Origin of the sequence: Kitasatospora sp. NPDC002227, from assembly GCF_040296285.1 — a bacterium.
Taxonomy (GTDB): Bacteria; Actinomycetota; Actinomycetes; order Streptomycetales; family Streptomycetaceae; genus Kitasatospora.
Genome location: NZ_JBEOWY010000041.1, coordinates 23673 through 43931, shown reverse-complemented (window position 1 = coordinate 43931; position 20259 = coordinate 23673). Strand labels below are relative to the sequence as shown.

The 20259-nt window shown below is 71.1% G+C and carries 16 protein-coding genes; 12 read left to right on the top strand and 4 right to left on the bottom strand.

What is annotated here, in order from left to right; genetic code table 11:
- From trpM to ABT095_RS28510, 10 genes are all read left to right on the top strand, one after another.
- A complete protein-coding gene (trpM, locus tag ABT095_RS38900; protein WP_502885037.1) occupies positions 1-150 on the top strand; it encodes a tryptophan biosynthesis modulator TrpM in 150 nt (49 codons plus the stop codon).
- A gap of 50 nt (positions 151-200) precedes the next feature.
- Positions 201-1445, top strand: a complete 1245-nt coding sequence (trpB, locus tag ABT095_RS28550; protein ID WP_350532411.1) for a tryptophan synthase subunit beta — start codon at positions 201-203, stop codon at positions 1443-1445.
- A 2-nt stretch (positions 1446-1447) separates the two neighbouring features.
- On the top strand, positions 1448-2257 hold the full coding sequence (gene trpA, locus ABT095_RS28545) for a tryptophan synthase subunit alpha (RefSeq protein WP_350532410.1): 810 nt from the start codon (positions 1448-1450) through the stop codon (positions 2255-2257).
- Positions 2258-2532: 275 nt separating this feature from the next.
- Positions 2533-2790: a hypothetical protein gene (locus tag ABT095_RS28540; protein ID WP_350532409.1), complete on the top strand. Its 258-nt coding sequence runs from the start codon at positions 2533-2535 to the stop codon at positions 2788-2790.
- Positions 2791-2926: 136 nt separating this feature from the next.
- Positions 2927-3421, top strand: a complete 495-nt coding sequence (locus ABT095_RS28535; protein WP_350532408.1) for a MauE/DoxX family redox-associated membrane protein — start codon at positions 2927-2929, stop codon at positions 3419-3421.
- A 48-nt stretch (positions 3422-3469) separates the two neighbouring features.
- A complete protein-coding gene (locus ABT095_RS28530; RefSeq protein WP_350532407.1) occupies positions 3470-4327 on the top strand; it encodes a DsbA family protein in 858 nt (285 codons plus the stop codon).
- A 63-nt stretch (positions 4328-4390) separates the two neighbouring features.
- Complete coding sequence (gene lgt, locus ABT095_RS28525; RefSeq protein ID WP_350532406.1) at positions 4391-5329, top strand: prolipoprotein diacylglyceryl transferase; 939 nt, start codon at positions 4391-4393, stop codon at positions 5327-5329.
- A 206-nt stretch (positions 5330-5535) separates the two neighbouring features.
- Positions 5536-6279, top strand: a complete 744-nt coding sequence (locus tag ABT095_RS28520; protein WP_350532405.1) for a VIT1/CCC1 transporter family protein — start codon at positions 5536-5538, stop codon at positions 6277-6279.
- 439 nt (positions 6280-6718) lie between these two features.
- Entirely contained in the window at positions 6719-11302 is a 4584-nt protein-coding gene (gene gltB, locus ABT095_RS28515) for a glutamate synthase large subunit (RefSeq protein ID WP_350532445.1), read from the top strand.
- Positions 11295-12755 (top strand): glutamate synthase subunit beta, encoded by a 1461-nt coding sequence (locus ABT095_RS28510; protein WP_350532404.1) that lies wholly within the window; start codon positions 11295-11297, stop codon positions 12753-12755. The genes gltB and ABT095_RS28510 overlap by 8 nt, the downstream gene beginning before the upstream one ends.
- A 206-nt stretch (positions 12756-12961) precedes the next feature.
- Here ABT095_RS28510 and ABT095_RS28505 read toward each other — a convergent pair whose 3' ends face one another.
- Positions 12962-14320, bottom strand: a complete 1359-nt coding sequence (locus tag ABT095_RS28505; RefSeq protein WP_350532403.1) for an RNA-guided endonuclease InsQ/TnpB family protein — start codon at positions 14318-14320, stop codon at positions 12962-12964.
- A 149-nt stretch (positions 14321-14469) separates the two neighbouring features.
- Here ABT095_RS28505 and ABT095_RS28500 point away from each other — a divergent pair, with 149 nt between their 5' ends.
- Positions 14470-15348: a helix-turn-helix domain-containing protein gene (locus ABT095_RS28500; RefSeq protein WP_350532402.1), complete on the top strand. Its 879-nt coding sequence runs from the start codon at positions 14470-14472 to the stop codon at positions 15346-15348.
- A 58-nt stretch (positions 15349-15406) separates the two neighbouring features.
- Positions 15407-16864, top strand: coding sequence for an aldehyde dehydrogenase family protein (locus tag ABT095_RS28495; RefSeq protein WP_350532401.1), 1458 nt, complete (start codon positions 15407-15409; stop codon positions 16862-16864).
- Here ABT095_RS28495 and ABT095_RS28490 read toward each other — a convergent pair.
- From ABT095_RS28490 to ABT095_RS28480, 3 genes are all read right to left on the bottom strand, one after another.
- On the bottom strand, positions 16861-18075 hold the full coding sequence (locus ABT095_RS28490) for an alpha/beta hydrolase family protein (RefSeq protein WP_350532400.1): 1215 nt from the start codon (positions 18073-18075) through the stop codon (positions 16861-16863). The genes ABT095_RS28495 and ABT095_RS28490 overlap by 4 nt on opposite strands.
- A 107-nt stretch (positions 18076-18182) precedes the next feature.
- A complete protein-coding gene (locus ABT095_RS28485; protein WP_350532399.1) occupies positions 18183-19826 on the bottom strand; it encodes a DUF8189 domain-containing protein in 1644 nt (547 codons plus the stop codon).
- Between the two features lie 118 nt (positions 19827-19944).
- Positions 19945-20253 (bottom strand): hypothetical protein, encoded by a 309-nt coding sequence (locus ABT095_RS28480; protein ID WP_350532398.1) that lies wholly within the window; start codon positions 20251-20253, stop codon positions 19945-19947.
- Positions 20254-20259 lie beyond the last annotated feature (6 nt).

Genomic DNA, 20259 nt, shown 5'->3' with positions numbered 1-20259 from the left:
ATGTCACTGACCACCCGCCTCGCCCCCGGCTGCCGCCCGCGCGGCTGCCGCGCGCCCGCACGCCGGGTGCTGGGGCGGCGGGTGCGGTACGTGATCGGCTGTGAGCCCGGGCAGGTGCAGGGCCGTCGATGGCGCGGGACTCACGGCTGAGAAGCCGTTCCGAGCCATCGTTCTGCTTCACCTACCCAAGGACTTCTGCCATGTCCGAGAACGACTACCAGCCAGGCACCGAAGTCCCCGACGCCCGGGGCTACTTCGGCGCGTACGGGGGCCGGTTCATCCCGGAGGCGCTGGTCGCCGCCGTCGAGCAGGTCGCCGAGGAGTACGAGAAGGCCAAGGCCGACCCGGCCTTCGCCGCCGAGCTGGACGCCCTGCTCAAGGACTACACCGGGCGGCCCAGCCCGCTCACCGACGTGCACCGCTTCTCCGCCGAGGCGGGCGGCGCGCGCATCCTGCTCAAGCGCGAGGACCTGAACCACACCGGCTCGCACAAGATCAACAACGTGCTGGGCCAGGCCCTGCTCACCCGCCGGATGGGCAAGACCCGGATCATCGCCGAGACCGGCGCCGGCCAGCACGGCGTGGCCACCGCCACCGCCTGCGCGCTGTTCGGCTTCGAGTGCACCATCTACATGGGCGAGGTCGACACCGAGCGCCAGGCGCTCAACGTGGCCCGGATGCGGATGCTCGGCGCCGAGGTCATCGCCGTGAAGTCCGGCAGCCGCACCCTCAAGGACGCCATCAACGAGGCGTTCCGCGACTGGGTCGCCAACGTGGACTCCACCCACTACCTGTTCGGCACGGTGGCCGGTCCGCACCCCTTCCCGATGATGGTCCGCGACTTCCACCGGGTGATCGGCGTCGAGGCCCGCCAGCAGGTCCTGGACCGCACCGGCAGGCTCCCGGACGCGGTCGTCGCCTGCGTCGGCGGCGGCTCCAACGCGATGGGCATCTTCCACGAGTTCATCCCGGACGCGGGTGTGCGCCTGATCGGCTGCGAGGCGGCCGGCGAGGGCGCCGACACCCCGAAGCACGCGGCCACCCTCACCAAGGGCGACCCGGGCGTGCTGCACGGCTCCCGCACCTACGTCCTGCAGGACGAGGACGGCCAGACCATCGAGTCGCACTCGATCTCGGCCGGTCTGGACTACCCCGGGGTCGGCCCCGAGCACGCCTGGCTCAAGGACACCGGCCGGGCCGAGTACCGCCCGGTGACGGACGACGCCGCGATGCAGGCGCTGCGGCTGCTCTCCCGCACGGAGGGCATCATCCCGGCGATCGAGAGCGCCCACGCGCTGGCCGGCGCCCTCGAGCTCGGCCGCGAGCTCGGACCGGAGGCGACCATCCTGGTCTCGCTCTCCGGCCGCGGCGACAAGGACATGCACACGGCCGCGCAGTACTTCGGCCTGTACGACGACAACGCTTCTGACAACGGAGGGAAGTGACCATGGCTTCGAAGCTCAGCACCGTCCTCGCCGCCGCCAAGGCGGAGGACCGCGCGGCCCTGGTCGGCTACCTCCCGGCCGGCTTCCCCTCGGTGGACGGCGGCATCGCGGCGGTCAAGGCCCTGATCGAGGGCGGCTGCGACGTGGTCGAGATCGGCCTGCCGCACTCCGACCCGGTCCTGGACGGCCCGACCATCCAGACCGCGGACGACATCGCCCTGCGGGGCGGGGTCAAGATCAAGGACGTGATCCGGACGGTCGCCGAGGCGGCCTCGGCGCACCCGGCCGCCGCCGTCCTGGTGATGACCTACTGGAACCCGGTCGAGCGGTACGGCGTCGAGCGGTTCGCCGCCGAGCTGGCCGCCGCGGGCGGCGTCGGCTGCATCCTGCCGGACCTGCCGGTCGAGGAGTCCGGCCCCTGGCGCGCGGCGGCGGCCGAGCACGGTCTCGACACCGTCTTCGTGGTCGCCCCCAGCAGCAAGGACGCCCGCCTCGCCGAGGTCACGGCGGCCGGCAGCGGCTTCGTCTACGCGGCGGCCGTCATGGGCGTGACGGGCACCCGCGCGGCGGTCGGCTCGATGGCCGAGGACCTGGTGGCCCGTACCCGTGCCACCACCGACCTGCCGGTCTGCGTCGGCCTCGGTGTCTCCACCTCGGCCCAGGCCGCGGAGGTCGCCGGCTTCGCGGACGGGGTCATCGTCGGCTCCGCCTTCGTCCAGCGCATCCTGGACGCCGACGGCGACGAGGCGGCGGCCCTGACGGCCGTCCGCGAGCTGGCCTCGGACCTCGCCGAGGGCGTCCGGAAGCGGTAAGCCCCGTCAGGGGCGCGAGGAACTGCGCGCTGCGGAAGGAAGCGGCCTTGAGTCGTCCTCCGAAGTAGCCAGTTGCACTGTCCAGGGGCGCGGGGAACTGCGCGAGCTCGGAAGGTGACGACCTGTCATCTTCCGCAGCGCGCAGTTCCCCGCGCCCCTTGTGGTTGCCCCGTCCGAGTGAAAAGTACGAGCACGACGCATCAGTAGCGATTGACCGGCGTTGAGTGGAGGGACGAGTGGAGGTGGTCTCCCCGTCGCTACCGAAGGAGCCGCGTGTGCCGTGCCTCCACCGAGCCGTTGTCCTGCGGGCCGCTGCCGCCGTGCTGGTGCTGGGTGCCGCCTTCGGTGCGGAGGCGTCGGTCGGGCATGCGTTGGCCAGGCGGGGTGTCGAGCGGGCCGTGCGGGACGCGTACGTGTGCAGCGAGGCGTCCAGGATGGCCTCGGCCGTGCGGGCGGACCGCTCGCAGGCGGACGGGCGGCCGGCCCTGGTGGCGATCCGGGCCGCCAACCGCTGCTCCGGCTCGCACCACTGACCCGCTGTCGGGCAAATCAGACATAAGTGCACCATAGTTCACTCATTCGGCTTAACGCGCGAATGTGGAGGAACCATCCCTCATCCCCTACGGTTCATCAGGACGCGTGAGTGTGCCTGTGACGAGGGGGAGCCCGATGGTGACCAGCACGACCGGACTGCGCCGTGCGGTCGACGGGCCGGCGGGGCAGTGGTTCGGTCTGGCCGTGCGGCTGGGCCTGGCGGTGGTCTGGGCCTGGGCCGGTCTGGCGAAGGTGTCGGACCCGGCGGAGGCCGCCCAGGCCGTGCGGGCGTACGAGATCCTGCCCGAGTCGCTGGTGAAGCCGGTCGGGTACGGGCTGCCGTTCCTCGAGCTCGCGCTGGCCCTGCTGCTCTTCTTCGGCCTCGGCACCCGGATCGTCGCCGTGCTCTCCGGTCTGCTGCTGCTCACCTTCATCGCCGGGATCACCTCCGCCTGGGCGCGCGGCATCTCGATCGACTGCGGCTGCTTCGGCGGCGGCGGAGCCGTCGACGCCTCGCAGACCGAGTACCTCCAGGAGATCCTCCGCGACACCGGCTTCCTGCTGCTCGCCGCCTGGCTGGTCTACCGGCCCCGGACGAAGCTCTCCGCGGACGCCTGGCTCGCCACCTGACCTGACCCACCACCAGAACCGGCCCCCACCTTGGACGTAACCGAGCACATGAGCGAGAAGAACCGAGAAGGCAAGCGCACCGCCCGCGAGCGGCTGCAGGAGGAGCGGGTGGCCGAGGAGGCCCGCCGCAAGCGGAACAAGAAGCTGGCGGTGATCGGCGTCGTCGTCGCGGTGATCGCCGTCGGGGTCACCGTCGGTGTGGTGGTCCAGAACCAGCGCTCCAAGCCGGACACCCCGGTCGCCGCGCCGGCGGGCGCGATCGGTACGAAGAACCTGGTGATCCCGGACGGGCCGGCCAACGCGCCGTCCACCCTGGTGATCTACGAGGACCCGCGCTGCCCCGCCTGCGGCTCCTTCGAGCGGGAGTTCGCGCCGACCGTCGACCAGCTGCAGGACCAGGGCAAGGTCTACAACAACTACCACCTGGTCTCCTTCATCGACCGCTCGCTCGGCGGCAAGGGCTCCAAGTACGGCGCCAACGCGCTGGCCTGCGCGCAGGACGCGGGCAAGTTCCGCGACTACCACGACGTGCTCTACAAGAACCAGCCCGACGAGACCTCGGACTCCTTCGGCAACAAGGCCACCCTGATCAGCCTGGCCAAGCAGGTGCCCGGCCTGGACACGCCGAAGTTCGAGGCCTGCGTCAACGACAACAAGTACTCCGGCTGGGTCTCGGCCGTGCAGCAGGACTTCGACAAGTCGAGCTACAAGTCGACCCCGACCATCCTGCTCAACGGCACCCCGATCTACCCGAAGAAGGGGGACGAGGAGATCACCCCGGACAACCTGGTGAAGTGGATCAACGAGGCCAACGCGGGCAAGCCACTGGGCACCACCGGCCCCGGTTCGGCCAGCCCGGCGCCGACCAGCACCGCCTCCGAGTCCAACACCCCGCCCTCACCGTGACGAAACGGTGCCCGCGCCCCTGTTGTGGTCGACGGGGGCGCACAAGGTAGCGTCGACCCCGCCATGGATATCGCTTACATTCCGAGCCCGTCGCGGGGCGTCCTCTATCTGGGACCGATCCCGCTGCGCGCGTACGCCTTCTGCATCATCATCGGTGTCGTCGTGGCCGTCTGGCTCGGCAGCAAGCGTTGGGTCGCTCGCGGCGGCGCCAAGCACACCGTGGGGGACATCGCCGTCTGGGCGGTGCCGTTCGGCCTGGTCGGCGGCCGGCTCTACCACGTGATCACCGATCACCAGCTGTACTTCGGGGACGGCAAGAACCCCTGGAACGCCTTCAAGATCTGGGAGGGCGGCCTCGGCATCTGGGGCGCGATCGCGCTGGGCGCGGTCGGCGCCTGGATCGGCGCGCGCCGCCGGGGGGTGCCGCTGCCCGCCTACGCGGACGCCATCGCCCCCGGCATCGCGCTGGCCCAGGCCTGCGGCCGCTGGGGCAACTGGTTCAACCAGGAGTTGTACGGCAAGGCCACCACGCTGCCCTGGGGCCTGGAGATCCACAAGGTCGAGCCGGACGGCAGCGTGGTGGACGGCGTCTTCCAGCCGACCTTCCTGTACGAGTCGCTCTGGTGCGTCGGCGTCGCGCTGCTGGTGCTCTGGGCCGACCGCCGCTTCACCCTGGGCCACGGCCGGGTCTTCGCGCTCTACGTCGCCGCCTACACGGTCGGCCGGGCCTGGATCGAGTACCTGCGGATCGACGAGGCGCACCACATCCTGGGGCTGCGTCTGAACGACTGGACGGCGATCGTCGTCTTCGTCGGCGCGGTGGTCTACTTCGTCCTCTCCAGCCGCCTGCGCCCCGGCCGTGAGGCGCCGGACTCGATCGACCCTGCCGCGCGCGAGGAACTGATTCAGTCCGAGCAGGACCTCGGTAAGGAGAATGCCGCGGTGACCCCGGCCGACCAGGCCTCGGAGAATTCCGACGGGGATCCGAAGAACCCGTCCTGACCAGGGCAGATGCCCGCACCGGCCGCCTTTTCCGGATTCCCCGGAGGGCGGCCGGTGGCATGTTCGGACAGCCTTACTTTGCTGGAATGTGTCAGATCATCCGGCTATTTTCGATGACGTGAGAGCCCTGCGGGGCGGCCCGGCTCACGGCTCTTCGCCGTGCCCGGCCGCGGGCAGGGGGACGTCTGGACGGAGGCCGAGAGACCATGAGCATCACCATCGCCGAGCGCGCCACGGAAGAGCAGCCCAAGCCCCGCATTCCGGCGGACGGTCACCACCGGGACGTCAACGGTGGCTGGCTGCGGCCGGCCGTGTTCGGCGCGATGGACGGTCTGGTGTCCAACTTCGCCCTGATGACCGGTGTGGTCGGCGGCAACGTCGGCAACAGCGCGGTGGTGCTGACCGGCCTGGCCGGACTGGCGGCCGGTGCCTGCTCGATGGCGGCGGGGGAGTACACCTCGGTGGCCTCGCAGCGGGAGCTGGTGCAGGCCGAGATCGAGGCCGAGCGGCTTGAGCTGAGCCGCAACCCGCACGGCGAGCTGGCCGAGCTGGCCGAGCTGTACGTCTCGCGCGGGGTCGACCCGGAGCTCGCCCACGAGGTGGCCCGCCAGCTCTCCGCGGACCCGGAGCAGACCCTGGCCATCCACGCCCGCGAGGAGCTGGGCATCGACCCGGACGACCTGCCCTCACCGACGGTGGCGGCCGCCTCCTCCTTCCTCTGCTTCGCGCTCGGCGCCCTGCTGCCGCTGCTGCCCTACCTGCTGGGCGCGCACTCGCTGCTGCCCGCGCTGCTGCTCTCGCTGGTGGGCCTGTTCACCTGCGGTGCGGTGGTGGCCCGGGTGACGGCGCGAAGCTGGTGGTTCAGCGGCCTGCGCCAGCTGGTGCTCGGTGGCGCCGCGGCCGGGGTCACCTACCTGCTCGGTCTGCTGATCGGCGGGCACGTCGGCTGACGCCGGCCGGAGCTGACGGAGTCGGGGCACCTCTTCGGAGGTGCCCCGACTCGTATGTTTATGCGGGATGCCGCGTGACGTTGCACACATGCTCCGGACGGGTGACCAGCAGTGACTGCGCTGGTGAGGCGGGCGGACCGCAGAATCCTGCGTGCGGCCGCCGCCACGGCGGAGGAATCACAGGTGAGGTGTTCTCGGCATGTGGACACCCGGTTACGTGCCCGTTTCAGTGCTGGCGGCGGGGGGCACACTGGTGGCAGTGTGCGGGCCAGCGCAAAGCTGCTCAGGCCCCGAACCCGGTCCGCGATGTGGACGCGATATTCCACTTACCGGGATTTTCGGCATCATGTAGCTCGCACACACTCGCAGAGGGCCAACGTCGTCCCTATTGCCACTTTTGCTGAAGACGACGACGGGAGAGCCGATGCTGTCCGCATCCATGCACTCCGCCAACGAGCCCCAGGGCGGCGCCCGCGCGCCGTACTCGCTCGTGCCGGATGCCCGACCTGCCGCCCAGGGTCTGTACGACCCGCGCAACGAGCACGACGCCTGTGGCGTGGGCTTCGTGGCCACGCTGGACGGCGTGGCCGACCACCGGATTGTGGAGCAGGCCCTCACCGTACTGCGCAACCTGGAGCACCGGGGCGCCACCGGCGCCGAGGCGGACTCCGGCGACGGTGCCGGCATCCTGACCCAGATCCCCGACGCGTTCCTGCGGGCCAAGGTCTCCTTCGAGCTCCCCGCCCAGGGCAGCTACGCCGTCGGCATCGCCTTCCTGCCCACCGAGGAGGAGGCCGCGGCCGCCGCCCAGGCGCAGATCGAGGCCGTCGCGGCCGAGGAGGGCGTGAGCGTCCTCGGCTGGCGCGAGGTGCCGGTCGCCCCCGACCTGCTCGGGGCCACCGCGCGCAGCGTGATGCCGCGCTTCACCCAGCTGTTCCTCGGGCACGAGTCCAAGACCGGCCTCGAGCTGGACCGGGTCGCCTTCGTCGTCCGCAAGCGGGCCGAGCGCGAGGCCGGGGTGTACTTCCCCTCGCTGTCGGCGCGCACCATCGTCTACAAGGGCATGCTGACCACCGGCCAGCTGGAGCCCTTCTTCCCCGACCTGTCGGACCGGCTCTACGCCTCCGCGATCGGTCTGGTGCACTCCCGGTTCTCCACCAACACCTTCCCGTCCTGGCCGCTGGCCCACCCGTACCGCTTCGTCGCGCACAACGGCGAGATCAACACGGTCAAGGGCAACCGGAACTGGATGACGGCCCGCGAGTCCCAGCTCGCCACCGACCTGATCCCGGGCGACCTGTCGCGGATCTTCCCGATCTGCACCCCGGACCACTCCGACTCGGCCTCCTTCGACGAGGTCCTGGAGCTGCTCCACCTGGGCGGCCGTTCGCTGCCGCACGCGGTGCTGATGATGATCCCGGAGGCGTGGGAGAACCACGCCACCATGAGCCCGGCCCGCCGCGCGTTCTACCAGTACCACTCCAACCTGATGGAGCCCTGGGACGGCCCGGCCTGCGTCACCTTCACCGACGGCACCCAGATCGGCGCCGTGCTCGACCGCAACGGCCTGCGCCCGGCCCGGTACTGGGTCACCGAGGACGGCCTGGTCGTGCTCTCCTCCGAGGTCGGCGTGCTCGACATCGCTCCGGAGCAGGTCGTCAAGAAGGGCCGCCTGCAGCCCGGCAAGATGTTCCTGATCGACACCGCCCAGGGGCGGATCGTCGAGGACCGCGAGATCAAGGCCGCGCTCGCCGCCGAGCACCCGTACGAGGAGTGGGTGGCCGCCGGGCAGATCCAGCTGTCCAAGCTGCCCGATCGCGAGCACATCCACCACACCCACGCCTCGGTGACGCGCCGTCAGCAGACCTTCGGCTACACCGAGGAGGAGCTGCGCGTCATCCTGGCGCCGATGGCGAAGAGCGGTGGTGAGGCGCTCGGCTCGATGGGCACGGACTCGCCGATCGCCGCGCTGAGCGAGAAGCCCCGGCTGCTCTTCGACTACTTCATCCAGCTCTTCGCGCAGGTCACCAACCCGCCGCTGGACGCCATCCGCGAGGAGCTCGTCACCTCGCTGCTGAGCAACCTCGGCCCGGAGGGCAACCTGCTCTCCGCCGAGTCGGCGCACTGCCGCTCGGTCGGCATCACCTTCCCGGTGATCGACAACGACGAGCTGGCCAAGCTCATCCACATCAACGCCGACGGCGACCAGTCGGGCCTCAAGGCCGTCACGCTCTCGGGCCTGTACAAGGTCTCCGGCGGCGGCGAGGCGCTCGCGGCCCGGCTCGCGGCCATCGCGGCCGAGGCGGACGCGGCGATCGCCGACGGCGCCCGGATCCTGGTCCTCTCCGACCGGCACTCCGACGCCGAGCACGCGCCGATCCCCTCGCTGCTGCTCACCTCCGCCGTGCACCACCACCTGATCCGCACCAAGCAGCGCACCCAGGTCTCGCTGCTGGTCGAGGCCGGTGACGTCCGCGAGGTGCACCACGTCGCGCTCCTGATCGGCTACGGCGCCGGCGCGGTCAACCCGTACCTGGCGATGGAGTCGGTCGAGGACCTGCTCGCCCAGGGCACCTTCCTCTCCGGTCTGGAGCCCGAGCAGGCCATCCGCAACCTGATCAAGGCGCTGGGCAAGGGCGTGCTGAAGGTGATGTCCAAGATGGGCATCTCCACCGTCGCCTCCTACCGCGGCGCCCAGGTCTTCGAGGTCATCGGCCTCGACCAGGCCACCGTGGACACCTACTTCGCGGGCACCACCACCAAGCTCGGCGGCATCGGCCTGGAAGAGCTCGCCAAGGAGGTCGCCGCCCGGCACGCCAAGGCGTACCCGGCCTCCGGCATCCCGGCCGCGCACCGCGCGCTGGAGATCGGCGGCGAGTACCAGTGGCGTCGCGAGGGCGAGCCGCACCTGTTCGACCCGGACACCGTCTTCCGACTGCAGCACTCCACCCGCTCGCGCCGGTACGACATCTTCAAGCAGTACACGGACCGGGTGAACTCCCAGTCCGAGCGCCTGATGACGCTGCGCGGCCTGTTCAAGCTCGACGCGCTGGGCCGCGAGTCGATCTCGATCGACGAGGTCGAGCCGGTCTCCGAGATCGTCAAGCGCTTCTCCACCGGCGCCATGTCCTACGGCTCCATCTCGATGGAGGCGCACGAGACGCTGGCCATCGCGATGAACCGCCTCGGCGGCAAGTCCAACACCGGTGAGGGCGGCGAGGACCCGGAGCGCCTGTACGACCCCGAGCGCCGCTCGGCGATCAAGCAGGTCGCCTCCGGCCGGTTCGGCGTCACCTCCGAGTACCTGGTCAACGCGGATGACATCCAGATCAAGATGGCCCAGGGCGCCAAGCCCGGCGAGGGCGGCCAGCTGCCCGGCCACAAGGTCTACCCGTGGGTCGCCAAGACCCGGCACTCCACCCCGGGTGTCGGCCTGATCTCCCCGCCGCCGCACCACGACATCTACTCCATCGAGGACCTGGCTCAGCTGATCCACGACCTCAAGAACGCCAACCCGGCGGCCCGCATCCACGTGAAGCTGGTCTCCGAGGTCGGGGTCGGCACGGTCGCGGCCGGTGTCTCCAAGGCGCACGCGGACGTGGTGCTGGTCTCCGGCCACGACGGCGGTACCGGCGCCTCGCCGCTGACCTCGCTCAAGCACGCGGGCGGCCCCTGGGAGCTCGGCCTGGCCGAGACCCAGCAGACCCTGCTGCTCAACGGCCTGCGCGACCGCATCGTGGTCCAGACGGACGGTCAGCTCAAGACCGGCCGTGACGTCGTCATCGCCGCCCTGCTGGGCGCCGAGGAGTTCGGCTTCGCGACCGCGCCGCTGGTGGTCTCCGGCTGCATCATGATGCGCGTCTGCCACCTGGACACCTGCCCGGTCGGCGTCGCCACCCAGAACCCGGTGCTGCGCGAGCGCTTCTCCGGCAAGCCCGAATTCGTGGTCAACTTCTTCGAGTTCATCGCCGAGGAGGTCCGCGAGATCCTCGCCGAGCTCGGCTTCCGCTCGATCGAGGAGGCCGTCGGCCACGCCGAGCACATCGACGCCGCCGAGGCGATCACGCACTGGAAGGCCGCCGGGCTCGACCTGGCCCCGCTCTTCCACGTGCCGTCGCTTCCGGAGGGCGCCGCCCGGCACAACACGACCACCCAGGACCACGCGCTCGACAAGGCCCTGGACAACCAGCTCATCGAGCTGGCCGAGGACGCGCTGGAGCGCGGCGAGACCGTCCGCATCCAGCTGCCGATCCGCAACGTCAACCGCACGGTCGGCACCATGCTCGGCCACGAGGTGACCAAGCGCTACCGCGGCGAGGGCCTGCCGGAGGGGACGATCGACGTCACCTTCACCGGCTCCGCCGGGCAGTCCTTCGGAGCCTTCCTGCCCAGCGGCATCACGCTGCGCCTGGAGGGCGACGCCAACGACTACGTCGGCAAGGGCCTCTCCGGCGGTGTCGTGATCGTGCGCCCGGCGCGCGAGGCGGCCGCGATCGGCGCCGAGGCGCAGCAGCACGTGATCGCGGGCAACACCATCGGCTACGGCGCCACCTCGGGCCGGATCCACCTGCGCGGCAAGGCCGGTGAGCGCTTCGCCGTCCGCAACTCCGGGGCCACCCTGGTGGTCGAGGGCGTGGGCGACCACGGCCTGGAGTACATGACCGGCGGCCGGGTCGTCATCCTGGGCGAGACGGGCCGCAACCTCGCGGCCGGCATGTCGGGCGGTGTCGCCTACGTGCTCGACCTGCGACCGGCGAGCGTCAACCACGGTCTGGTGGGCATCGAGGCCCCCAGCGCCGAGGAGCGCGACTGGCTGCGCGAGACCGTGCAGCAGCACTACGAGGAGACCGGCTCCACCGTCGCCGCCGAGCTCCTGGCCGACTGGGGCAGCGGGGTCTCCCGCTTCTCCACGATCATGCCGACCGACTACAAGGCCGTGCTCGCCGCCAAGGATGCCGCTGAGCGCGCCGGTCTCGACGAGACCGCGATCACCGCGAAGATGATGGAGGCGGCACATGGCTGACCCCAAGGGCTTCCTGACCACGCCCAAGCAGCTGGCCGAGCGCCGTCCCGTGGACGTCCGTCTGCGTGACTGGAACGAGGTCTACGTCGAGCGCAGCCTCCTGCCGATCATCACCAAGCAGGCCGGCCGCTGCATGGACTGCGGCATCCCGTTCTGCCACAACGGCTGCCCGCTCGGGAACCTCATCCCCGAGTGGAACGACCTGGCCTACCGGGACGACTTCGCCGGTGCGATCGAGCGCCTGCACGCGACCAACAACTTCCCGGAGTTCACCGGGCGGCTGTGCCCGGCGCCGTGCGAGTCGGCGTGTGTCCTGGGCATCAACCAGGACGCGGTGACCATCAAGAACGTCGAGGTCACCATCATCGACAAGGCCTGGGACCGCGGCGGGGTCACCCCGCAGATCCCCGAGCGCCTGTCCGGCAAGACCGTCGCCGTGGTCGGCTCCGGCCCGGCGGGCCTGGCCGTCGCCCAGCAGCTCACCCGGGCCGGGCACACCGTGGTGGTGTACGAGCGCGCCGACCGCGTGGGCGGCCTGCTCCGGTACGGCATCCCCGAGTTCAAGATGGAGAAGCGGCACATCAACCGCCGCATCGAGCAGATGCGCGCGGAGGGCACCCGCTTCCGCACCGGCGTCCACGTCGGCGAGGACATCACCGGCCAGGACCTGCGCAGCCGCTTCGACGCGGTCGTGGTCGCGGCCGGTGCCACCACCGCGCGCGACCTGCCGGTGCCCGGCCGGGAGCTCAAGGGCATCCACCAGGCCATGGAGTACCTGCCGCTGGCCAACAAGGTGCAGGAGGGCGACTTCGTCGAGGCGCCGATCAGCGCCAAGGGCAAGCACGTGATCGTGATCGGCGGCGGTGACACCGGCGCCGACTGCCTCGGCACCGCGCTGCGCCAGGGGGCGGCCTCGGTCACCCAGCTGGAGATCATGCCGCGCCCGAGCGACGAGCGCCCCGGTCACCAGCCGTGGCCGACCATGCCCATGACGTACAAGGTGACCTCCGCGCACGAGGAGGGTGGTGAGCGCGTGTACGCTGTGAACACCACCCACTTCACCGGGGACGAGGACGGCAATGTCGCCGAGCTCCACCTCGTCGAGGTCGAGTTCAAGGATGGCCGTTTCGAGCCCGTGCGAGGCACCGAGCGTTCCATCCCGGCGCAGCTGGTCACCCTGGCCATGGGCTTCACCGGGACGGACGTCAGGAACGGCCTGATCGAGCAGCTGGGTGTCGAGCTCGACGCCCGCGGCAACGTCGCCCGGGACGGCTCCTTCGCCACCAACGTGGACGGTGTGTACGTCTGCGGTGATGCCGGCCGGGGCCAGTCGCTGATCGTCTGGGCCATCGCGGAGGGCCGTTCGGCCGCCGCCGCGGTGGACCGGTACCTCGGCGGCAAGACCGCCCTGCCCGCCCCCATTCGTCCCACCGACCGCCCGCTGACCGTCTGATCCCTTCCGACGGCCTCCGGGCGATGTGAAAAAACCCTCAACGTGTACCGCCGGACATTCCCCGTCCGGTTGCTTCACCCGCGACCCGCCAGCGCTGCCGGGCCTATGCGGTCATCCGGCGCCTGCCCTCTCCCCGACCAAGTTGGGGGCAGGTGCCGTTCCGCATGCCCGGACGCGCATTAAGATGACGGATGGTCAGGTACATCTCACTTCCTGCTAGCCGTACGCAGGCGAGTGGTGGCAGACTGCGCCCGCGGGTCCAGACAGGCGCCAGGGCGGAGGCTGATTCTGTTGACATCCTCCCCGTGCTGAGGCACGGGGACTCCGGCCGCGCCTTCGGCACGGGGCTTGCGCCCGGTGCGGCCAGCGTTCCGGCGGGTTCCTGTTTCAACGGACTGTGCCCGGCGCGGGATTGCCGCGCCAGGTCTTACCGGCCCTCCGCAGGCGTTTAGCCTGTCCGCCCGTCCGGCGGCCAGGATGTTCCGAGCGGCATTGAGGTCACGATCGTGGAAGGCACCGCATGCACCGCACGTCCACGTACGGACGTTCAGCAGCTTGGGTCCGTCGTTGACACCGCAGTGCGAGCAGACCTGGGTGGTGGGCTCGAATCGGCCGATCACACCGACGTGCCGTCCGTACCGGACCGCCTTCTCTTCGAGCAGTCGCCGGAAGGTGGACCATCCGGCATCCGCGACGGACTTGGCCAGGCGGGTGCGGGCGAGGCCGCGCACGTTCAGGTCCTCCAGGTAGACGGCTTGATTCTCGCCGATCAACCTGGTGGTCTGCTTGTGCAGCCAGTCCATGCGAGTGTCGGCCACCTTGGCGTGCGCCTTGGCGACCTTGCGCCGGGCTTTCGCTCGGTTCTTCGACCCCTTGGCCTTTCGGGACAGCTCCCGTTGCGCGGCCCTGAGCCTCTTCTCCGCCTTGCGCAGGAAGCGTGGATTGTCGATCAGTGTGCCGTCGGACAGCACGGCATAGGTGGTCAGTCCCAGGTCGATGCCGACCTCGGTGTCCACCTCCGGCAGGTGTTCAGGTGCCACGTCCACGACGAAGGAGACGTGATACCGGCCCGAGGGGTCCAGCATCACCGTCACGGACGACGGCTCGGCGGGCAACGCACGGGACCACTTGACCCGCACATCGCCGATCTTCGCGAGGTTCGGCTTTCCGTTCGACCGGATACGGAACCCGTTGCGGGAGAACCGCAGCGACTGCCGAGTGTCCTTGCGGGACTTGAAGCGAGGCAGCCCGGCCCTCCGGCCGGCACGCTTACCCGACACCGAGTCGAAGAAGTTCCGGTAGGCGGTGTCCAGGTCACGGAGGGACGACTGCAACGCGTCGACCGAGACGGATGCCAGCCACGACCGGCCTGCCGTCTTCTTCGCATCGGTGATCACCGCCTTGGCCAGAGCACCGGTCGGAATCATCGAACCGTCAACCCTGTACGCGGCCTTCCGCAGGACCAGTGCATCGTTGTACACCACCCGCGCGCAACCGAACGTGCGTGCCAGTGCCTGTCGCTGGCCCACCGTCGGGTAGATGCGATAGGAGTAGCGAAGGTGCACGAGATCAACCTATCGGCAGGAACTGACAACCACCGGCGGGTACCTGCACCGCAGTCCGCCTCGACGGCGAAACGCAGCCCGATGCCTTGCTTCGCAGGGCATCCCATTCCTCCCCGGCCTGAACGCCGGGTTTTCCTTGGAGGCATACGATGAGCGGCGTGCAGAGCGGACAGCAGGGTGCCGGTGCCGTTGCCCGGCGGCTGCAGCTCGGGAGCCAGCTCCGCAGACTCCGCGAGGCCAGCGGGGTGACCCGGGAGGACGCCGGGTACGAGATCCGCGCCTCCGAATCCAAGATCAGCCGGATGGAGCTCGGCCGGGTCGGCTTCAAGCAGCGCGACGTGGCCGACCTGCTGACCCTCTACGGGGTGACCCAGGAGGCCGAACGCTCCGCCCTGCTGGCACTCGTGGGGGAGACCAACACCCCCGCCTGGTGGCACGCCTACGGCGAGGTGGTGCCCGGGTGGTTCCAGACCTACCTGGGCCTCGAGGAGGCCGCCCGGGAGATCAGCAGCTACGAGGTGCAGTTCATCCACGGCCTGCTGCAGACCGAGGCCTACGCCCGCGCCGTCTGCCTGCTCGGCAACCCCACCGCCCCCGCCGAGGAGATCGAACGGCGGGTCGCCGTCCGGCTGCGCCGCCAGCACCTCCTGCACGGCGAGAGCGGCCCGCAGCTGCTCGCGGTGATGGACGAAGCCGCGCTGCGCCGCCCGTGCGGCGGCCCCGAGGTGATGCGCGAGCAGCTGCGCCACCTGATCGAGCTGTCCGCGCTGCCCCGGCTCACCCTGCTGGTGATGCCGCTGGGCGTCGGCGGCCTGGCCGCCGAGAGCGGCGCCTTCACCGTGCTCGGCTTCGGCGGCGCCGGCGACCTGCCCGACCAGGTCTACCTGGAGCAGTTCACCACCGCGATCTACCTCGACCGCCCGGCCGAGGTGGCGGAGTACCGGGTGGTGCTCGAGCGCCTGCGGGCCGGGAGCCTCACCCCCGAGGGCACGCTGGGACTTCTGGAGTCTGCCCTCCGGGACCTGTAGCGCATCAGTACGATGATGATCCGTCAGCGATGCGGCCTGGCCTGTCGAAAGGGATCCGATGTCCTACTTCTCGCAACTGTCGCGGCAGTACATCGACGGTGAGTGGACCACCGGCAGCGGCTCCTGGGACATCGTCGACCTGAACCCGTACAACGGCGAGAAGCTGGCCTCGATCACCGTCGCCACCGTGGGCGAGCTGGACCAGGCGTACCGGGCCGCCGAGCGGGTGCAGAAGGCCTGGGCGCGGAAGAACCCGTACGCGCGGCGGCTGGTCTTCGAGCGGGTGCTGCGGCTGATCGAGGAGCGCGAGCAGGAGATCACCGAGACGATCATCACCGAGCTCGGCGGCACCTACCTCAAGGCCGGGTTCGAGATCTCGCTCTGCAAGGACATGCTGCGCGAGGCGATGCAGCTCTCGCTGCGGGCCGAGGGCCGGATCCTGCCCTCCCCGGTGGACGGCAAGGAGAACCGGCTCTACCGGCTGCCGGTCGGCGTGGTCGGCGTGATCAGCCCGTTCAACTTCCCGTTCTTCCTGTCGCTCAAGGCCGTGGCCCCCGCGCTCGCGCTCGGCAACGGCGTCGTGCTCAAGCCGCACCAGGACGCCCCGATCACCGGCGGCACGCTGATCGCCAAGCTCTTCGAGGACGCCGGGCTGCCCCCGGGCCTGCTCAACGTGGTGCTCACCGACATCGCCGAGATCGGCGACGCCTTCCTCGAGCACCCGGTGCCCAAGGTGATCGCCTTCACCGGCTCCGACACCGTCGGCCGGCACGTGGCCCAGGTGGCCGCCGGGCACTTCAAGCGGAGCGTCCTCGAGCTCGGCGGCAACAGCGCGCTGATCGTGCTGGACGACGCGGACGTGGACTACGCGGTGGACGCGGCGGTGTTCAGCCGCTTCGCGCACCAGGGGCAGGTATGCATGGCCGCCAACCGGGTGCTGGTGGACCGCTCGCTGCTGCCCGAGTTCACCGAGAAGTTCGTCGCCAAGGTCGCCTCGCTGAAGGTCGGCGACCCGCACGACCCGGCCACCCAGATCGGCCCGCTGATCAACACCGCCCAGGCCGACGCCGTCGGCGCGCAGGTGGACAAGGCCGTCGAGGAGGGCGCCCAGGTGCTGCTGCGCGGGCAGACCGTCGGCGCCCTGATGGACCCGGTGGTGCTCGGCGGCGTGCCCGATGACGCGGCGATCCTGCGGCGGGAGGTGTTCGGCCCGGTCGTGCTGATCGTCCCCTTCGACGGGGAGGAGGAGGCGGTGCGGATCGCCAACGACACCCCGTTCGGGCTGAGCGGCGCCGTGCACACCGGCGACATCGAGCGCGGGGTCCGGCTGGCCCAGCGGATCGAGACCGGCATGATCCACATCAACGACGGCACCATCGCGGACGAGCCGATCGTCCCCTTCGGCGGCGAGAAGGCCTCCGGGGTGGGCCGCCTCAACGGCGACGCCACGGTGGAGGCCTTCACCACGCTCAAGTGGATCTCGATCCAGCACGAGCGTTCTCGCTTCCCGTTCTAGGCGGGCAGCCGCTGCTCGAACAGGGCGGCGACCTGCGGCAGCGCCGCGCGGCGGGACGGTGAGTGGTCGACCGCTCCGACGTCGGTCAGGGTGACCTGGGCGCCGTTCGCGGTGAGGGCCCGGGCACAGTACTGCGAGTTGAGGTAGGCCACCGCGTGGTCCCCGTCCGCCGCGAAGAGCTGGACGGGGACGTCGGGGGCCCAGTCGCAGGTGTCGTCGTTGGCCCGGAAGGCCCGCAGCAGCGCGCCGGTGGGGTGCAGCGCCCAGGCGATCGCGTGCGGGGTCAGGAAGGCGTGCGGGTCGGCAGGGATGGCGGCGAAGATCTCGCCGTCCGTGTGGGTGCCGTCGTAGAGGGCCTCCACCTGCCGGTCGTACGGCGCCTGGAACAGCTCGGCGGGGTTGTCGTACAGGTGGTACTCGCGGTTCATCGCGGTGAGCCAGTACCCGAACAGGTAGTTGGTGGTCCGCCCGTCCAGCGTGCCGTCCGCCAGCCCGGCCGGGGCCTCGGCGTGCTGGGCGTCGTACGGGCCGCTGACCGGGGCCAGCGACACCAGCCGGAAGTGCGGGTCCGCGCCCTGCTGCAGGGCCCGGCCGAGCGCCATCGCGGCCGGACCGCCCTGGGAGAAGCCGGTGATCTGCACCCCGTGCCCCAGCCGGTGCCCGTGCTCCTGGACCAGCCGGCGGGCGGCCCGCAGCAGGTCGAGCGAGGCGGTGGCCTCCGAGGCCGTGTCGGCGTACGGGTGCAGCCCGGGCCCGCTGCCCAGGCCCAGGTAGTCGGGGGCGACGGTGGCGTACCCGGCGGCGGCGAACAGCACCGCGTCGGCGCGGTCGGTGCCGTCGGCCGAGGGGGCGTCCGCCTTGGCGGCGGTGGTGCCGTGCTCGTAGACCACGGTGTTCAGTTCGCGCTGCGCCGTCTCCGGCAGGCTGACCAGTCCGCTCGCGGTGATGGGCCGGCCCAGCGGGTCGACGGTGCGGTAGAGCACCCGGTAGTCCGCCACGCCGTACCGGGCCGCCGGCCCGTCGTAGCCGCGCCCGGTGATCTGCTGCTGCGCCTCGTCCCGGCTGAGGCGGTCGATCTGCTGGACGGAGACGATGCCGCCGCGCTCGCGGCCGTGGTCGGCTGCCAGCGCGGCGGGGGCGGCGGTGGCCGCCGCGACCACGGTCAAGGCGGCGACGGCCGCCAGGCGGCGGGTGGTGGCTTCGGTTCGCATGGCGTCCATCCTGGGCGCGGCGGCCGGGCCGGGGCATCCGGGAACGCCCCTGACCCGGCCCTGAGCTGGTCCCTGATCAGCTCAGGGCCGGGCCGGGCGGCGGTCGGCTACTGGACCTGGGCCCAGTTGGTGAATCCCGCACCCGCGCTGTTCTGCCAGCTGGCCCACTCGGCACCGGTGCCGTCGACGGCGAAGGCCGCGAACGCTCCGTTGGGGTAGAGCACCGCGCTGGGGTCGCGGGTGAAGGCCGGGGCCCCGGCGGCGAGGTTGGTGGCCCACTGGTCCATGGCGGCGCCTGCGGCGGGCTGCCAGACGGTTGCGATCGCGCCGCTGGTGGTGCGGGCGAAGACACTGGGCAGGCCGTTGGCGTTCGTGACGGCGGTGGGGTTGCCGGTGAGGCCGCCGGTGCCGCCGTTGCCGAGGTTGACCCAGCCGACCCAGCCGGAGCCGGCGCCGGGCTGCCAGCTGGTCCACAGGCTCCCGCTGGTGTCGATCGCGAACACGCCGAATGCGCCGTTGTTGTAGCGCACGGTGGTGGGATCGCTCGCGAAGGTCGGGGAGCCGGCGGCGAGGTTGGTGGCCCACTGGTCCATGGCGGCGCCTGCGGCGGGCTGCCAGACGGTGGCGATCGCGCCGCTGGTGGTGCGGGCGAAGACACTGGGCAGGCCGTTGGTGTTCATGATGGCGGTGGGGTTGCCGGTGAGGCCGCCGGTGCCGCCGTTGCCGAGGTTGACCCAGCCGACCCAGCCGGAGCCGGCGCCGGGCTGCCAGCTGGTCCACAGGCTCCCGCTGGTGTCGATCGCGAACACGCCGAATGCGCCGTTGTTGTAGCGCACGGTGGTGGGATCGCTCGCGAAGGTCGGCGAGCCGGCGGCGAGGTTGGTGGCCCACTGGTCCATGGCGGCGCCTGCGGCGGGCTGCCAGACGGTGGCGATCGCGCCGCCGCTGGTGCGGGCGAAGACGCTCGTGCGGCCGCTGGTGTCGAGAATGACGTTCGGGGTGCCGACCAGACCGCCGGCTCCGCCGTCGCCGAGGTTCGCCGACGTGAAGGTCCGGGTCGGAAGGGTCTGCCAGGCGTCGTAGAGGCTGCCGCCCTGGATCTTGAAGGTGGCGGCGAGACCGTTCGGGTACACCACCGAGCCCTTGGTGCCGGCCGCGACGGCCGAGGTGGAGGCGGGCGGCGGCGTGGTCGTCGCCAGGCCGGCGGGGCTGACGTAGCCGAGGAAGTTGTAGGAGGAGCCTTCGAGGTTGTGCTCGATGGAGTCGGCGGTGCCGGTGACTTCGGTGACCGAGTTGCCCTGGTTGCCGCCGATCTCGGTGATGGTGCCGTTGCTGTTGACCTTCTCCACGATGCCGACGTGGGCGCCGCCGCTGGCCTTGGTCGGGAATCCGCTGCCGCCGAAGATCATGGCGTCACCCGGCTGCGGGGTGTAGGTGCCCGGATCGTGCCAGGTGCCGTTGTTGTCGCCGTAGTTGACGAAGGTGGTGACCGTCCAGCCGAGTCTGGAGACGTCGACGCCGCCCTGGCCCCAGGCCCAGGTGGCGAAGGCGGCGCACCAGTTGAGGCTGCAGTCCATGCCGTCGTAGGCGGACGAGCAGCCGTGGCCGAGCTGGCCGACGGCGGCGGAGACGATCTGGCTGCGGCTGGCGGCCGCGTTCGCCGGGGCGGCGGCGACGGAGATGAGGCCGGAGCCGGCGACAGCGAGGGCGGCGGTCATGGCGAGGGTCCGGGCGATGGGCTTGCGAGGCATGGCGGTACTCCTGTCAGTGGAAGGTGTTCCGGCGCACGGCGGACGCCGGCGCGTGCGGATGACGGGGGCGGACGGCTGTCCTGCAGGAACAGCGGTCGGCGGGGCCGGGCGCGGGGTGTCAGCGGCCGGGGGTGCTCAGCGCGGGGGCCGGCGGGAGGTAACGCAGCTTCAGAGCGCGGGAGTTGCGGTGGCAGCGGGTGAGCAGGGCGGCGGCGCGGTGGGTGGCGTCCGGGGTGTCAGGGGCCTCGGACGGGAGGAGGAAGAGGAGCAGGTCGAGGCGGCCGGGCTCGGTGCGGGCGCTGGCGTGCTCCAGGCCGTCCTCGGCGGTGGCGTGGGCCCACAGGGTGTCGAGGACCTGGGCGGCCTCGGTGCCGACGGCCCGGGTGGCGCCGGGGCGGTGCTCCAGGCTGAGGTAGACGATGTCCACTGCCGG

Bases quoted from the DNA above. Each gene is read 5' to 3' on its own strand.
- trpM (WP_502885037.1), top strand. From the start codon at position 1: ATGTCACTGACCACCCGCCTCGCCCCCGGCTGCCGCCCGCGCGGCTGC.
- trpB (WP_350532411.1), top strand. From the start codon at position 201: ATGTCCGAGAACGACTACCAGCCAGGCACCGAAGTCCCCGACGCCCGG.
- trpA (WP_350532410.1), top strand. From the start codon at position 1,448: ATGGCTTCGAAGCTCAGCACCGTCCTCGCCGCCGCCAAGGCGGAGGAC.
- ABT095_RS28535 (WP_350532408.1), top strand. From the start codon at position 2,927: ATGGTGACCAGCACGACCGGACTGCGCCGTGCGGTCGACGGGCCGGCG.
- ABT095_RS28530 (WP_350532407.1), top strand. From the start codon at position 3,470: ATGAGCGAGAAGAACCGAGAAGGCAAGCGCACCGCCCGCGAGCGGCTG.
- lgt (WP_350532406.1), top strand. From the start codon at position 4,391: ATGGATATCGCTTACATTCCGAGCCCGTCGCGGGGCGTCCTCTATCTG.
- ABT095_RS28520 (WP_350532405.1), top strand. From the start codon at position 5,536: ATGAGCATCACCATCGCCGAGCGCGCCACGGAAGAGCAGCCCAAGCCC.
- gltB (WP_350532445.1), top strand. From the start codon at position 6,719: ATGCACTCCGCCAACGAGCCCCAGGGCGGCGCCCGCGCGCCGTACTCG.
- ABT095_RS28510 (WP_350532404.1), top strand. From the start codon at position 11,295: ATGGCTGACCCCAAGGGCTTCCTGACCACGCCCAAGCAGCTGGCCGAG.
- ABT095_RS28500 (WP_350532402.1), top strand. From the start codon at position 14,470: ATGAGCGGCGTGCAGAGCGGACAGCAGGGTGCCGGTGCCGTTGCCCGG.
- ABT095_RS28495 (WP_350532401.1), top strand. From the start codon at position 15,407: ATGTCCTACTTCTCGCAACTGTCGCGGCAGTACATCGACGGTGAGTGG.
- ABT095_RS28490 (WP_350532400.1), bottom strand. From the start codon at position 18,075: ATGCGAACCGAAGCCACCACCCGCCGCCTGGCGGCCGTCGCCGCCTTG.
- ABT095_RS28485 (WP_350532399.1), bottom strand. From the start codon at position 19,826: ATGCCTCGCAAGCCCATCGCCCGGACCCTCGCCATGACCGCCGCCCTC.